At 58.3% G+C, this 14,764-nt stretch carries 12 protein-coding genes and 1 tRNA gene; 10 read left to right on the top strand and 3 right to left on the bottom strand.

The window, feature by feature from the left end; translation table 11 throughout:
- Positions 1-6: 6 nt before the first annotated feature.
- Genes ACIPR4_RS01610 through ACIPR4_RS01600 form a run of 3 tightly spaced genes read left to right on the top strand, consistent with a single transcriptional unit; the run spans position 7 to position 2,255 of the window.
- Positions 7-1,311 (top strand): M48 family metallopeptidase, encoded by a 1,305-nt coding sequence (locus ACIPR4_RS01610; protein WP_013566897.1) that lies wholly within the window; start codon positions 7-9, stop codon positions 1,309-1,311.
- A 9-nt stretch (positions 1,312-1,320) separates the two neighbouring features.
- Positions 1,321-1,665: a histidine triad nucleotide-binding protein gene (locus tag ACIPR4_RS22335; protein WP_013566896.1), complete on the top strand. Its 345-nt coding sequence runs from the start codon at positions 1,321-1,323 to the stop codon at positions 1,663-1,665.
- Between the two features lie 35 nt (positions 1,666-1,700).
- A complete protein-coding gene (locus ACIPR4_RS01600) occupies positions 1,701-2,255 on the top strand; it encodes a GyrI-like domain-containing protein (protein ID WP_013566895.1) in 555 nt (184 codons plus the stop codon).
- Positions 2,256-2,340: 85 nt separating this feature from the next.
- On the opposite strand, the gene ACIPR4_RS01595 is transcribed toward ACIPR4_RS01600, so the two are convergent.
- Complete coding sequence (locus tag ACIPR4_RS01595) at positions 2,341-3,462, bottom strand: dermokine domain-containing protein (RefSeq protein WP_013566894.1); 1,122 nt, start codon at positions 3,460-3,462, stop codon at positions 2,341-2,343.
- A gap of 828 nt (positions 3,463-4,290) precedes the next feature.
- Here ACIPR4_RS01595 and ACIPR4_RS01585 point away from each other — a divergent pair.
- The 3 genes from ACIPR4_RS01585 (at position 4,291) to plsX (ending at position 6,280) form a co-directional block, all read left to right on the top strand.
- Positions 4,291-4,854: a YceD family protein gene (locus tag ACIPR4_RS01585; RefSeq protein ID WP_013566893.1), complete on the top strand. Its 564-nt coding sequence runs from the start codon at positions 4,291-4,293 to the stop codon at positions 4,852-4,854.
- Positions 4,855-4,980: 126 nt separating this feature from the next.
- On the top strand, positions 4,981-5,166 hold the full coding sequence (gene rpmF / locus ACIPR4_RS22005; protein ID WP_013566892.1) for a 50S ribosomal protein L32: 186 nt from the start codon (positions 4,981-4,983) through the stop codon (positions 5,164-5,166).
- Between the two features lie 31 nt (positions 5,167-5,197).
- Positions 5,198-6,280, top strand: a complete 1,083-nt coding sequence (gene plsX / locus ACIPR4_RS01575; protein WP_013566891.1) for a phosphate acyltransferase PlsX — start codon at positions 5,198-5,200, stop codon at positions 6,278-6,280.
- 339 nt (positions 6,281-6,619) lie between these two features.
- On the opposite strand, the gene ACIPR4_RS01570 is transcribed toward plsX, so the two are convergent.
- Positions 6,620-8,407, bottom strand: a complete 1,788-nt coding sequence (locus ACIPR4_RS01570) for a tetratricopeptide repeat protein (RefSeq protein ID WP_013566890.1) — start codon at positions 8,405-8,407, stop codon at positions 6,620-6,622.
- A 77-nt stretch (positions 8,408-8,484) separates the two neighbouring features.
- Between ACIPR4_RS01570 and ACIPR4_RS01565 the strand changes: the two genes are divergently transcribed.
- The 3 genes from ACIPR4_RS01565 to ACIPR4_RS01555 all read left to right on the top strand — a co-directional run bounded on the left by ACIPR4_RS01565 (position 8,485) and on the right by ACIPR4_RS01555 (position 13,297).
- A complete protein-coding gene (locus ACIPR4_RS01565; protein WP_041585870.1) occupies positions 8,485-9,747 on the top strand; it encodes an MFS transporter in 1,263 nt (420 codons plus the stop codon).
- A gap of 298 nt (positions 9,748-10,045) precedes the next feature.
- Positions 10,046-11,749, top strand: coding sequence for a sensor domain-containing diguanylate cyclase (locus ACIPR4_RS01560; protein WP_049780756.1), 1,704 nt, complete (start codon positions 10,046-10,048; stop codon positions 11,747-11,749).
- Positions 11,750-11,776: 27 nt separating this feature from the next.
- Positions 11,777-13,297 carry a hypothetical protein gene (locus ACIPR4_RS01555; protein ID WP_013566887.1) on the top strand — a complete coding sequence of 507 codons (1,521 nt, stop codon included), beginning with the start codon at positions 11,777-11,779 and terminating at the stop codon, positions 13,295-13,297.
- 27 nt (positions 13,298-13,324) lie between these two features.
- Here ACIPR4_RS01555 and ACIPR4_RS01550 read toward each other — a convergent pair.
- Positions 13,325-13,401, bottom strand: a tRNA-Arg gene (locus tag ACIPR4_RS01550).
- 91 nt (positions 13,402-13,492) lie between these two features.
- Between ACIPR4_RS01550 and ACIPR4_RS01545 the strand changes: the two genes are divergently transcribed.
- Positions 13,493-14,764, top strand: a complete 1,272-nt coding sequence (locus tag ACIPR4_RS01545; protein WP_041585869.1) for a hypothetical protein — start codon at positions 13,493-13,495, stop codon at positions 14,762-14,764.

Here is a 14,764-nt window from a genome sequence, read left to right as displayed (position 1 = left end):
AAAACGATGCTGCGTTCGCTGAAAATCTTTCTGTTGCTTCTGTCGCTTCTGCCTTTCGCCGCGACAGCCAGAGCGCAGCAGGCACCTCCAGCGCCCAGTGCACAGACGAGCGGAACCCCCGCTTACTCTCTCTCCGGAGACAAGCTCCAGAAGGCCATCAAGGTCTCGCGCATCCGCGACATCGTCCACTTCGCGCAGGCGGGATGGGACATCGCCGCCCTGATTGTGCTGCTTTCGCTCGGCGTCTTCGCACGGGCTCGCAATATTGCAGAGAACATCAGCTCGAACGTCTGGATCCAGTGCCTGATCTATATGCCGCTTTTTCTGGTGCTCCTCACCGTCATCGATCTCCCCATCGACCTCTACATGCACACCGTGTCGCTCAAATATGGCCTCAGCGTGCAAACCTGGGGAGGCTGGATCTGGGACCAGACCAAGGGCCTATTGATCGGCATGGCGCTGTCGTACCTGCCTGCCATTCTCCTCAAATACATCTTCCGCAAGGCACCGCAGAAGTGGTGGCTGATCTTCTGGGGCGCCTCTATTCCCACCATTGTCTTCCTGGTCTTCATCGCTCCGGTCGTTCTGGAGCCCCTGATGAATAAGTACGAATCGCTGCAGCCGAAGGCACCCGCTCTCGTGAACCGGCTGGAACAAGTCGTCGCCCGTGGCGGCCTGGTAATCCCGCCGGCGCGCATGTTCTGGATGGACGCCAGCTCGAAGACCACCCAGATGAACGCCTACGTGACCGGCATCGGCGCCTCCAAGCGCGTCGTCGTCTGGGATACCACCATCGCCAAGTTGACCCTCGACGAGACCTCCGTCGTCTTCGGCCACGAGATGGGACACTACGTTCTGAACCATATCTGGAGGGGCATTGCCTTCACCATCGCGGTCCTCTTCGTCACACTCTTTCTCGCCAAGCTCTTCATCGACTGGGCCATTTCCCGTTATGGAACTTCGTGGCAGGTTCGAAGCTTAAGCGACTGGGCTTCCCTTGCCGTCCTTATGCTCGCCCTCTCCATCTTTGGCTTCTTCATAGAACCCGTCACCAACGGCTTCTCGCGCTCGATGGAGCACCAGGCAGACGTCTACGGTATGGAGGCCGTCCACGGCATCGTCCAGAATCCCCAGGAGTCGGCCCGTAGCGCGTTCCAGAAGCTCGGCGAGGCCTCCCTCGTCGACCCCAACCCGAACGCCTTCGTGGAGTTCTGGACCGGAAGCCATCCTTCCATCGCCAGCCGCGCCGCCTTCGCCGCCAGCTACGATCCCTGGCAACCGGGCAAACAGCCGGAGTTCTTCAAGAAGTAAAATCTCTCGATGGAACCTGACTGCATCTTCTGTCGCATTGTCGCGGGCGAGATTCCCGCCACGAAGGTCTATGAGGACGACCTCTGCCTCGCCTTTCGCGATCTCCACCCCGTCGCTCCCACGCATGTTCTCCTGATCCCGAAGGGACACGTCTCCTCGCAGGCGCACGCTCTGGAGACCCATGAGGCCCTTCTTGGGCATCTCGTCTTCATCGCTGCAAAAGTCGCTGGAGAAGAGGGTCTCACCAACGGATTTCGCACCGTCATCAACACCGGCGACGAGGGCGGACAGACTGTCCACCATCTCCACCTGCATGTTCTGGGTGGTCGGCAAATGCACTGGCCTCCGGGATAGATTTGGCGTTTTAATATGGGGCATTGGAGGTCAGCATGTCACGACTCCCGGCAATCCTGCTCTCGGTCGTCCTGCTGGACAGCAGCCCTATGCCTTTACAAAGTAAGACCATAGACCCGTCTTCACCACAGGTTGCCGAAGTACCAGCATTCACCGTCATCGGTTCGTTTGTTCGCACGACGAATGCAGTAGAGATGTCTGGCAAAGATGGCAAAATTGGGCCGCTTTGGAACCAGTTCATGCACGGCGGCGCAGAAGCCATTCCCGGAGCGATCGAGCAAGAGACCATCTACGCCGTTTATACCAACTACGAGAGCGACGAAACTGGCGCCTACGACCTCATTCTCGGAAAATCCGTTCAGCCCGAACAGCAAGTTCCGGCAAAGATGAAGGCTATTCCTATACCGGCCGCGCGATACCTTGTCTTCTCCTCTGGAACCAGCTCTCCGGATGCGATCAAGGCGGCATGGATGAAGGTCTATCAGTATTTTGCTCATCATCCCGACCAACGCAGAGCTTTCACCTATGACTTCGAGCAGCATTCCAGCGCAGGCGCCAAAATCTTCATCGCAATCAAGGGAAAGCGTTAACAAGGACCTTCAAGACTAAAACAGAATTTTCCAACAGCAAAAAGGGCAGCGACCGAAGTCGCTGCCCTTTTTCCAGCATTGAAATTTACTGGTTGAAGTTCTGCTCTTCCTCGTCTTCTACGCCATAACGACGGAGAAGATTCGGCAGGTTCTGTGAGAACGCGGCTTTTGCCATGACGGTGTCGCAGCCCGCTTCAACGGCCTTTGCCTTCAGGTCGCCCTGCAGATGCGAGAGGAAACCGATGATGGAAGTACCCTTCTTCAGCTTGGCCTTCAACTTCGGGATCAGCGTCAGGGGCTTGGCGTTGGCGTTGTTCAGGTCCACCACAATCAACGCCGGATGGTCTTTTTCTTCCATGTCGACCAGTTGGGCGACGATGTCCTTGTCCGCCTTGATGAAGGCGACCTTGACGCCCTGATTCTTTGCGGCTTCGGTCACCTTCGCCGTGACGAAGAGGTCATCGACAAAGAAATAGATGTGCGTCGGTGCATCTTCCGGAATCGCGACGGGACGGTAGTTGGTCAGCAACTCCGCAGGCATGCGATCTTCGCGATGCTGGTTGTAGTGCTGCTGTCCGCCGCCGCGGCGCACGTTGCCGTGCACTTCGATCGTCGAACGGGGTGATTCGGCAAAGTTGCCATTCGCCTCGCGGTAGCTGTGATCCATGGGACCGACGAAGCTGCGCGGTCCGCGCTGCTGCTTCCCGCCATTGCTGCCACTGCGTCCGCGGCGCTGTCCCTGACCGCCCGCGTGGATGCTGTTGCCCGGCTCCGGTCGAGGAGGACGGTTCTCACCGCCACCACTGCCTTCACCTGCACGGCGAAATTTCTTCTTCCAACGCTTTCCCTGTCCGTTGCTCTGACCCTGGGCCTGACCGTTGTTCTGGGTGCGCTGCTGTCCATTGGGTTGGCCTGCGGCTTGCACGGGGGTCCCATTGGAAGCTCCGTTCGACGCGCCGTTTGCGGCACCGTTCGAACTTGCTCCGGCCTCGCCATCGCCAGAAGCAGATAGGCTGCCTACCGCTTCGCCACTTCCCGTGGCGCCAGCTTCGCCTACGCCGGGCTTCTTCCGCTTGCGGCGGCGGCGGCGGTTCTTGTTAGCTGCACCTGGCTGGCCAGATTCGCCACCATTCTCTATCCCGGCTTGCACCGGAGGAGGGGGTCCCTGCGGCATGGGAGCCTCGGGGAGATTCGCTTCTGAACTCATTGCCACTTCCTGGTTACTTCGTACTTTCGAATCGCCGCACACACACAACCACACGCTGCCGCCCTGCGGATGCAGAACGTCAAAGCACGCTAAGCCGGAATGTGAAGGTCGGAAGAAACGATGATCAAGTTCTACTCAAAAAGAACACTACTAAAGAAAAACATAGGTTCGGCGAGGATCAATTTCAGAAGTCCCACCGGGTGTCTTCTATGATCGGTCGCATCGTCAAGGTGTCGCCCATCGCGACCCACTTTGTACCCGTGCAAGATCTGGCGTTCTGGTGAGCCCGTCTGAGAAGTCCCAGGTACATGGGCTACAACCGCGCGATCCAGCAATCGTGATACTAGCACTCACCCTAGCATTTCGCAAGTTCCGAGTTTGGATACGGTTCCGGAGATAGGCCACCATGCAGCAGCGTCAAGCTTAAAACAGAAAGGCCACCGCGCCCGCGATGGCCTTTCTGCTCCGCACTTCTCTTGCCAATGGCCAGCCACTGGCCTCCTGAATATTTTCGGTTTCGTCATGCGAAACCCTTGCGCCAGCCGGGCGATCGAGACATCTATGGACCCGATTCGTTCCTGCAGCCTTTGCAGATCATGATGCAATGCGCTTTTACGCTACTGCTCAACGCTTATACCTAAAGCATTTCCCGAACCAAACCGTAAATGCATGTTTTATAAGCACTAAACCAAAAATTGATCGGACGGAAACTCCGCAAATCCGAACACTTTAGCTTTCCGCCTACCAAAATCCATAGGATTCTTTGGATCCCGTCTCTTTTCTCCGCTCCCAGGCCGCATCCTGCGATAATGAGGACAGGAGGGCACCATGACGATCATTAAACCAATCGACCTCCGTCCTGACCCGCTCGACCTGGACGTCTCCATCCTTCCGGACGCCATCACGTACGCCGAAGACATACGTCAGATCAGCCCACTCAACCTGACCGGCACCGCCGAGATTCTGGAAGAGCACGGCGGCCCCAAAGAAATCATTGAAGATATTCGTCTCCGCGCCAAGTTCTCCGGACGCTTTGAACTCCTCTGCGCACGCTGTCTGGAGCCCGGAGAGCAGGACGTCTCCGGCGATTTCGACCTGATTTTTCGGCCGACCGGTGTCGATGCGAGATCCGGCGAACGAGCAATTAGTGAGGCCGAGACAGAAATCGGGTATTATGAACAGAGCGGACTTGTGCTGGAAGACGTCGTTCGGGAGCAGGTGCTTCTCTCCCTTCCGGATCGCTCTCTCTGTAAGCCAGGCTGCAAGGGACTTTGCCCGCACTGCGGCCAGAACCGGAATGAAACAGAATGCAACTGCGAAGCCGCCCCGGCGGATCCGCGATGGAGTGCGCTGGCCGGTCTTGCAGGTGCGATAAAGTCAAAACAGAATTGATCTGCGTGGCTTGAACTCTCCGCAGCGTACCAAGGGCAATACAAAATTTTTCTGATGGATGAACTCTGCTCCTCACACGCAGATTGCGTGAAGGGTCAGGGTTGGTTTGTTGAAAGGAAACACACGATGCCTAATCCCAAGCGTCGCCATTCGAAGCAGCGTACGGCCAAGCGCCGTTCGCACGACTTTCTTACCCCCACGGGTGTCTCCCGCTGCACTAACTGCGATGAGTTTAAGCTTCCCCATCACGCCTGCCCCAAATGCGGCGAGTACAAGGGACGCGCCGTCATCGAAGTGAAGCAAGCCAGCTAACCATCGTATTTCAAGGGACATCACCCGCCTGATGCTTGTCGACATCGTTCTTGACGCGATGGGATCCGATAAGGCCCCCGAGCCTGAGCTCCGTGGGGCCATTTTGGCTTGCCGTCATCTGCCCGTCCGTATCCACCTCGTGGGTCCGGAAGATAAAATCCGTCCCGCGCTGCGAGCTCACCTCAAGGGCGAGAACCTGCCCATTGAAATCGTCCACGCCAGCGAGTGGATCAGCATGGACGACAAGGCCGCAAGCTCTGTCCGTTCCAAAAAAGACTCTTCCATGCGCGTCGGGCTCAAGCTCGTGCGCGAAGGAAAGGCCCGCGGCTTTGTGACTGCCGGCAACACCGGCGCGGCCATGGCTACGGCCAAGATGGTGCTCGGCGCTCTGAATGGCGTCGACCGTCCTGCCCTTGCCACGATCCTGCCTACCGGCGCTGGAACGCCCTGCGTCCTTCTGGACGTGGGAGCAAACGTCGACTCCGATCCGCAGAACCTCGTTCAGTTCGCCCTGATGGGACAGATTTACGCGCGGAGCGTGCTCGGCATCGCCAAGCCCCGCGTCGGCCTGCTCTCCATCGGCGAAGAAGACTCTAAGGGCAACGCCATGACGAAGGAGACTCTTCCCTTGCTGCGTGAGCTGCCTATCAACTTCATCGGCAACGTCGAAGGCCGCGATCTCTTTCAGAACAATGTGGATGTCGTCGTCTGCGACGGCTTTGTGGGCAACGTCACGATCAAGACGATCGAAGGTCTGGCGAAGCTTATCTCCGACGAACTGCGGCAGGCGCTCAAGGCAACGATCACCTCGCAGGTCGGTGCATTGCTTTCGCGTCGCGCCTTCAAGGACTTCAAGCGCCGTCTCGATTACTCCGAGTATGGCGGAGCTCCGCTGCTCGGCGTTCAGGGTGCATGCATCATCGGCCACGGATCTTCGAACGAGCGCGCGATTATGAATGCCATTCGCGTCGCCGTTCAGTTTGCCCAGGCCGATGTCAGCCGCCACATCGAAGCTGCGCTTAAACCGAGAGATCCGGGTCCGCTCCCTCCGTTCAATGAGGTAAAAGCAGATCCCTTCCGGGACGACAACGGACTTATTCCGCCTGCCGCTTAAAGGTCCCTCCGCTGTCTTGCTTTCGCTGGGGTCGCTCTTTGAGCGAACGATGCGCTTTGCGCATACCCACACATCGCAAAGTACGCGATGTATGGGGCACCCGGTTGGGGCTTCCTGAGGGATCTGGTTTGTGCGCTCTGCGTGACCCCACCCTTTCGCGATGAAGCTGCGAAAGAATGGGGCACGGCAGTCGAAAGGTATTTTGCTGATTAGGCGCTCCCGCAGAGCAAGCTCTACGGGAGCGCAGGATTCGCAGTCACCCGGGGGTGGGTCGGGGACACAATCGAACCCGTCCCCAGTGTACAGAACGAAACAACGCACGGTACAGCACAAACAATCTCAAATCCCTGCTGCGTGTTTCTCCATCCAGGCTCGTGCATGCACCATCTGAGGGAGGCCTGTATCCGCTTGCGACCAGGCCTTTAGAAACCTGGCATAGGACGCATTTGTCTCCGCATTCCCTGTGGCTTCGTCCGCGCGCGCAATGCCGTAGAGAGCAAATCCAGACTCGGGACGCTTCTTCGCAACGACTTCCAACGCTGCACGCGCATCGGCAAATCGACCCGCCCGCATCAACGAATCGGCCTGCGTCTCCGCAGCTGGTCGAAGGTAGGTGGGAGGCTCGCGGTACGAGAGTGCCGCTTCCATCTCTACTGCTTTTTTAAAGTCACGATCGGCATCCGCAGCGCGACCGTCTTCCATCGCAACGCCACCAGAGAGCTCCAGCGCTGCAATCGAAAGATAGCTATGAATCGGAGAGAGCATGGCATCGCGCGGGTCGTTCTTCATGCCCGGCATGGCCCCCATGGGGTGAGCCGACTTGTCCCCGACGCTCGTCTTCACAGCGCGTTCCATCTCGGTCGAAGCGGACTTTGCCAAAGCCAGGTCCTTGGTCTCCAATGCCTGCATACCCTTCGCATACTGCAGAAGGCCTTCGCGCAGCACACCCAGGTTTGGAAACATCGTGGGCGCCGTGCTCTTCTCCAGCAGCGTCTTTGCCACGGTCCAGTTCGCGGAACGCAGGGCCGAAGGTAGAGCGGGATCGAGTCGCGAGATGCCATCGCGCGGGGATCCAACATAGAGTGTCGTTGGACGAGTGCCATGCGCAGGTGCTGTCTTCAATGCCAGCGCGTCCGCCTCCGCAAAGCGTCCCGCCTCCAGCAGGTCCGCAATGGAGTACATCAGGTTGTGGACGTAGTTCCAGTCATCATCGGGCGAGACGTTCTGCGCGCGCATGTACGCCTCATCTACCGCAGTCGAAGCAGCGAAGGAGACCTGTGCGCGGTTGTAGTCGCCCAGCAGGTAGAAGATATGTCCGGGCATGTGCACCATGTGTCCGCTTGTCGGCACCATCGCGCCCAGGCGCACGGCCGCATCGCGCGCCAGCTCCGGATGATTTCCCGGCTCGATTACGTGGATCCAGTAGTGCAGCGAAGCGGTGTCGTTGGGATACTCCAGGATCAACTGCGCCAAAATTCTCTGCGCCTCCGCTGTTCCCGCATTCGGTTCGCCATGGGTAAAGCCATCGCGCAAAGAACCAGCCAGAAAGATCCTTGTCTGGATGGAAGCCTGATCCGAAGCGGGATAAAGCGCCACTAATTTGCGCAGCTTCTTCGTCTCTGCGGAGTCGTGATGCACCTTCGGATCTGTCTTCTTCTTCGACTCTTTCTTGTCGTCTTTCTGCTGGGCGAGCGATGCTTCGATGTAGAGCTTCTCCGCAGGCGTCACGTGTGACTTCCACTTCTTTGCGTGCGCAAGCTCCTCCGCCACCAGGGTGTCTGACTCTTTGCCGCGAAAGTCGATCGCCTGCGCCAACCCCCACCAGCACATGGCACAGTTCGGGTCGAGGCGTATGGCCTGCTCAAACGCCTTTGAGGCTTCATAGTCCCAGAAGTCGTGCTGGAGATTCAGGCCCTGGTCAAACCAGATCTGCGCCTCGGGATTGGAGGTCGTAATCGCGATATGTCCGTTGCCTATCCCAGTCATCCGCAGCGGCGGCGGCAGCTTCTCTGGAGGCGTCGGGGCGGTCGCAGCGCCCATATCGTGCCACGTCATCTGCGCCTGAGAGAAGGAACTCAACACCGCAACGATCAGGGCCGACGACCAATATTTGGAAAGAAAGCGCATGATCGCGATGATATCTGAGCGACGTCGGAATGCGCCAAACACGGATTCGGTATGGGGTCGGTAAACTAAAGAGAGCCATGCCCTCTCCCAAAAGTCCGCCCTCCAACAAAGCGCAGCTACCTTTTCTCGGTCTCGCCTGCGGTGTCGGCGTCTCCACCATCTATTACAACCAACCACTTCTGCTCGAGATGGGCCGCACCTTCCATGTGAGCGAAGGCAAGGCCGGTCTCGTGGCCGTCGCCACACAGGTGGGCTACGCCATCGGACTTCTCTGCTTCGTTCCCATGGGCGACATCGCCGAACGGCGCGGCCTGATGATGAAGCTGTACGGAGCCGTCTCGGTGGCTCTGCTGCTCGTCTCCCTTGCGCCTACGTTGCCTCTGCTCATTGCTGCCTCCGCCATTGCTGGTGCGCTCGCTTCGGTCACACACATTGCCCTTCCCATCGCTCCGGACATTGCGCCGAAGCACATGCGTGGACGCGCCATCGGGATCGTGATGAGCGGTCTTCTTCTAGGAGTTCTCCTCGCACGCACCTTTGCCGGATGGCTCAATGATCTCTCACATCACTTCTTTCACTTTGCTGGATGGAGGACTGTCTTCTTCCTCGCCGCCATCATCAACGCAGCCTTCGTTCCGGCGATGCGGCGTTACATGCCCAGCCTTCCCCCGAAGCGCAAGCTGAGCTACTCCGACGCGATGCGCAGCCTGTATGCGGTGGTTCGCAGGGAACCGCTCCTGCGGGAAGCGGCCGTCATGGGCGGCCTTGTCTTTGCCGCGTTCTCCTGCTTCTGGAACACGCTTGCCTTCCTTCTCGGCACACACGGTCTGGGCGCAGGCGTTGCCGGTACGTTCGGTCTGGTGGGTACGGCTGGCGCACTCGTGGCCTCGTTTGCAGGGAGGCAGTCCGACAGTCACGGACCGCGTTGGGTGCTTACGGGCGGCCTGATCGTTTTTGCGACCGCCTACACAGGCCTCTGGTTGAACGAAAGCTTCCGTACTCCCTTCACGCTCCACCTCATCTTCATGGCGGTCTGCGTGATTTTGCTCGATATCGGCATGCAGTGCGTCCAGATCGCGAATCAGACACGCATCTTCTCGCTTCTGCCCGAGGCGCGCAGCCGGATCAACACGGTCTACATGGTGGTCTACTTCACCGGCGGCGCTATGGGCTCCACGCTCTCTACGCTTGCGTGGGAGCACTACAAGTGGAACGGCGTCTGCACCCTGGCGCTTGGACTGCTTGCTTTGGCCCTTCTCCGCCACCTCACGGGGGACCGCACGAAATACAAGCCCCTGCATCCCACCGATCACAGCCGGGATTTCGTCCTCGAAGGGTAAGCACCAAAGCGCAGGCAGCGGGCAAACCTCCATTCTCAATGGCACAAAGGTGCCATTGAGAAACAGAGTTTCTAGCCGTAAGGTGGTTACGATTCACCTACTCACAAAACGAGCGCCTGTGATCAAGAACTCGATCTCCTCAAAATATTCGGAACCAAGCCCCGCCCAACTGGTGGAGCTTGCGAGGGTATGTCCGTTGGGTAGCATTACCCCGAAGAAAGCAACTTTCACTAAAACCGCCCTGCATTTGGCTTCGTACTCTAATGCGAGAGGCGTTTAGGTGTCGGATAAGCTTTCGATGGATCAAGTATTGCGCGCTCCGATGCGGGTGGGCCGGGTCGTTCCTCTGTTGGTGCTCTCCGCATTCGGCGCGATCGCCTTTACCTGTGCGGTGGCCACGGTGGGGTATGCGAATAATCAGCATATGGCCGATGCGCGAGTTTGGCTTGAGCACTCCCACAGTGTTCTTACACTGCTCCAAAACCAGGGGCAAAGGCTGGACCGCGTCAGTGCTTCGATGCAACTCTATAGAGCGACCGGAGATGACAGGCATCTCAGCAATGCCCAGTCAACTACCGCAGCCATGCGGGTGGGTGTCGATAACTTAGAGACGCTCGTCCGAGACAACCCCTCGCAGACCCAGCATGCGAAGGACCTGGATGTTAAAATCGACGGCCTAGCTCACGCCCTCGACGCTGCAAAGACATCGAGAGAGATCCCCGACCGTGAACTTCGCGAAAGCCGTAGCGCAATTACGGTCATTCAAGACGAGGAGCACGGACTTCTGACACAGCGTGCCGACGATACCCAGAAAGCCACGACACGCAGCCTGGTTCTGGGTATCTTCTTTCTTGGTTCGTCGCTGGTCGTGATCGTTGTTCTGTTTGCATTCCTGATCCGGGACGCTCTGCGCCGCCGAGCCTTTGAAACACAGATTTCAATCGCAAATGACCGGCTGGAAGGTACCGTCGAAAAGCTCAAACGCCACGGCGCTGATTCTGTTTTCCTCAAATCCTCCCGTGACGAACTTCAGCTCTGTGTCACCTCCCTCGAGGCCCAAAAATGTACGGGAAGGCATCTCCACGAACTGGTGCCAGGCAGTCGAGGGGCCACCGTGATCCTCAACAACTCCCGCACCTTGATGGAGATCATGACCACGTGGGGTGAACCGAACTCTCTTTCCGATGGATTTGCCCTGGAGACGTGCTGCGGTCTTCGCACGGGAAGGTCCCGTTGGCGCAAACCCGGCGAATCCGAGATTCACTGCAGCCACTTTGCGGGCGTACCTCCGGAGAACTACCTCTGCATCCCTCTCGCCGCGCAGGGCGAGACTATCGGCTTTACGTATCTCGAATTTCCGACGGAAGAGATTGCCCAGTTGGCCTGCGATCGTCTGGTCCTCATCGAGGAGATGGTCGAGCTGGCTTCGATGACGATCGCCGCGCTCAATCTGCGCGCCAAGCTGGAGAGCCAGTCGATTCGCGATGTCCTCACCGGTCTTTTCAACCGCCGCTTTATGGAAGTGGCTTTGGAACGCGAACTGCACCGCGCTACAAGACGCGGCTCTTCCCTGGCCGTCCTGCTCCTGGACGTAGATCACTTCAAGGACTTTAACGACACCTTCGGTCACGAAGCTGGAGACGTCGTGCTTCGCGAAGTAGGCGCCTGCTTCCTGCAGTCCGTTCGTACGGAAGACATCGTCTGTCGTTACGGAGGAGAAGAGTTCGTCATCATTTTTCCCGAAATCACGGCGGAGATGGCCTTGCAGCGCGCGGAGAAAATTCGCGAGCAAATCAGTGCTCTCAGGATCCAATTTAAAGGGCAGCCGCTGGGCCACATCTCCTTGTCGATCGGATTGGCCATGTTCCCCTATCCCGCAAGCAGTGTGGACGAACTGCTTCGCATGGCTGACCATGCGCTCTACGATGCCAAACAGTCCGGACGCAATCGGACGGTCGTTGCTTCGCATGCGCCGGCATTGTTCCTGAAAAAGGAACACTAAAGGTCGAAGATCACCCAGAATAGAGGGATGACTGTTCGATCGCCCCTCACCGGGAAATCACGCTACCTTTATCCGGCGCTACTGACGGCCATCTTTCTGCTCAGCCGAGGCCTTGCCCTGGCGGCTGGCCTTCGCTACTCCGCTATCGAGCTGGTCTGGTTTTGGCAGGTACTGGATTTTGACGTGCTCCACCACCATCTTCTGCGAGGCCTGTTGCATCTTCACGGCCAGCCTCCTCTTTATAACGCCCTGATCGGTCTGGCTCTGAAGACGGCGCCCGATGCGATCGGCTGGGTTCTTCTCGGCGGTCAGATCCTGCTCGGTTTGGCCGCTGCGCTGGCGGTCTATTCCACCCTGGTTCGACTCAGGCTTAAGCCGCTGATCGGCTTTGCCATCGCGCTCATCCTGATGCTGAATCCATCGGCGATTCTGTACGAGTTCGACGCTCTGTATACACAGCTGGTCTATGGGATGCTCTGCCTGCTCGCTTTTGCGCTGACCTGCTACGTGCAGTTGCGGACGCGGAGATGGCTCTGCGCTGCCCTGGGTCTAGGCCTTGCCCTCACGCTCGTTCGCGCGACCTATCAATGGATCTGGCTTGCCGTGCTGTGTGCCCTGCTCTGGTGGTTTATCCCGGAGGCGCGCCGGCGCACCGCGCTGACCTCGCTCGTCTTCATTGGGCTTTCGCTCTTATGGCCGTTGAAAAACCTCGTGCTCTTCCATCACTTCGCCACCAGCACATGGCTCCCCTACAGTGTGGCGAAGCACTGGAAGGCTGAAGATCCCGCCGTGGCGAAGTGGGCAGCGGAGGGAAAGCTCCCGACCTTCACCTACTCGGAAGCTGAAGGTGCAGAAAAAGAGACCGAGTGGCTGAAGACACGTTGGCGCGCTCAGGAGCGCGGCGTGCCTGAGCTGGACAGCCTGACGAAGTCGGTCGGAGGCGCGGCGAACTGGAACTCCCTCGCGTTGCTGCGTATGCACGAAGCACAGGCGAAGGACGTCAGCTTTCTCCTGCGGCACTACCCGCAGCCGCTGTCCACGGACGCCATCGCGAGCATCCGGCTCTACTTTGAGCCGACCTCGCGCTACTTCCTGATCTCGCAGAACGAAGCTGCGGGACAGTACCGTCGCCTGGCGAAAGTCACCCATACGCTCGATCGAGTCTGCTGCAATCTCTTCGGCCTACCTCCCGACTTCCGCAGCGACTACCGCCCCGCCGATCAGGCCGCTCCGAAAGACCACTCAACTACGATGCAGCTCTTCCAGCGGCTCTGCCTGGGCGGGATTGTGCTTTTTCTGCTGGCGATGACCGCGTTAGCATCCGTCGCAAAATGGTCTTTCTGGAAGACGAGCCCTGATCGCCGCGTTATGACGATTCTGCTGGGATGGACGATTGTCTGGGTCTTCGTCGTGACCAATCTCGTGGAGACTGGGGAGAATATGCGGTTTCGATTTGAGACGCAGGCTATGGCTGCGGTTGTCGCTGCGTTGTTTTTGCAGCAAATTTGGGAAGCGTTTCATGGGCACGCGAAAGCTCGCGCGAATTAAGCAAAGGCTGAAGAAGCTTTGATTTTATGGTGGGCGAGGCAGGACTCGAACCTGCGACCCTCTGCTTAGAAGGCAGATGCTCTATCCAGCTGAGCTACTCGTCCACTGTGGTCATTCTACTTCGCACAAGACAAAACTTGAATAGACAACGATTGCAGCGCCGCGGAGGTCGAGTCAGATCCATATACTTTCCGGATGGCTCAATCGACCCACCTGAACTCAGAACGTCGCATCTCTTCTCGTCCCATGGGTCTATGGTTCGCCCTGCTTTTGCTCTTTGCGGGAGCCTTTCTGCGGTGTCCGCCCATCCTGATCCATGGGCGCGTCTGGGCGGAAGAGTCCTCCGTCTTTCTTATCCATTCGTGGAATGTACCGTTCTTCACCGTCCTGCTCGCGCCGCAGTTTGGGTACTTTTCCATCTGGGATAACTTCTTCGCGGCGGTCGCAGTCCATGGCGTCCCGCTCACGATGGTGGCGCTTCTCTTCACCTGGTCAGCCGTTCTGCTTCTCCTTGTGACGGGTTATTTCATCTACCAGGCTGAATTCCTTGTAACGCGGGCCGCGAAGACCGCAGGAGTCCTTGCACTCCTGCTTACGCCGCCCTGCATCGAGCCGTGGCTCAACCTCATCAACAGTGAGTTTTACTTCGGCATCTTCGCCGCCGTCATCCTGCTCTCCAACGCTTCTCGTCTGCGGATTCCTCGCAATCTCGGACTTGCCGTAGCTGTCCTGAGCGGTCCTCTCACCACGCTGCTTGCGCCGTTTTTTGTCCTGCGCTCCCTGGTGCGGCGGCGGCGAGACGAGATGGTGCAGGCCGTCGTTGTCTGCGTTGGCGCTCTCTTGCAGGTCGGCACCGCTCTGACAACGACCACGGCGAACCGCATCGTCCACTTCAACCCGCTCACGATCGGTCCGGTTCTCTTCAACAAGCAGTTCGTTTTTCTCTTCCTGAACCGCCTCGTAGCTAAGGTCATTTACTTGGTGCTGTTGAATCGCTTTCACTTCAGCACGGCCACATTGCTTGCGACTTGGTTTGCCGTGATTGTCGGGGTCGGCGGGCTTCTTTATCTCCTACGTCGGCAGCGCACGGCCCAGCTTCTTTTACTGACTGCCTTATGGCTTGCTCTCCTGGAGTCCTCATTAGCGCTGGATGGCGGACTCAATCATGTCGGTCCAGGCGGAGGGGAGCGTTACGCCTTCACACCCAATGTCCTCATAGAACTGGCCATCGTTGCCGCCGCATTTGCCATCACAGCCACGTGGCGGCGAACGACTGCCCGTGTCCTGCTTGCCCTTGCGTTTTTTTCGGGTGCGGTCGACTACCTTCTGCTTCCATTGCGAACGAAGTCCGCCTATCAGGGAGAGCCGTGGCGACAGCAGGTGCTGCGATGGGAGCGAGATCCTGCAACACCGCTCAAGCCTTCGCCCACAGGCTGGCCAGCCTTCCATCTTCCATCGAAAAAGTGA

This window comes from Terriglobus saanensis SP1PR4 (genome assembly GCF_000179915.2).
Taxonomy (GTDB): Bacteria; Acidobacteriota; Terriglobia; order Terriglobales; family Acidobacteriaceae; genus Terriglobus; species Terriglobus saanensis.
The sequence above is the reverse complement of the archived record's forward strand: the minus strand, read 5'-3'. Positions and strand labels throughout refer to the sequence as shown.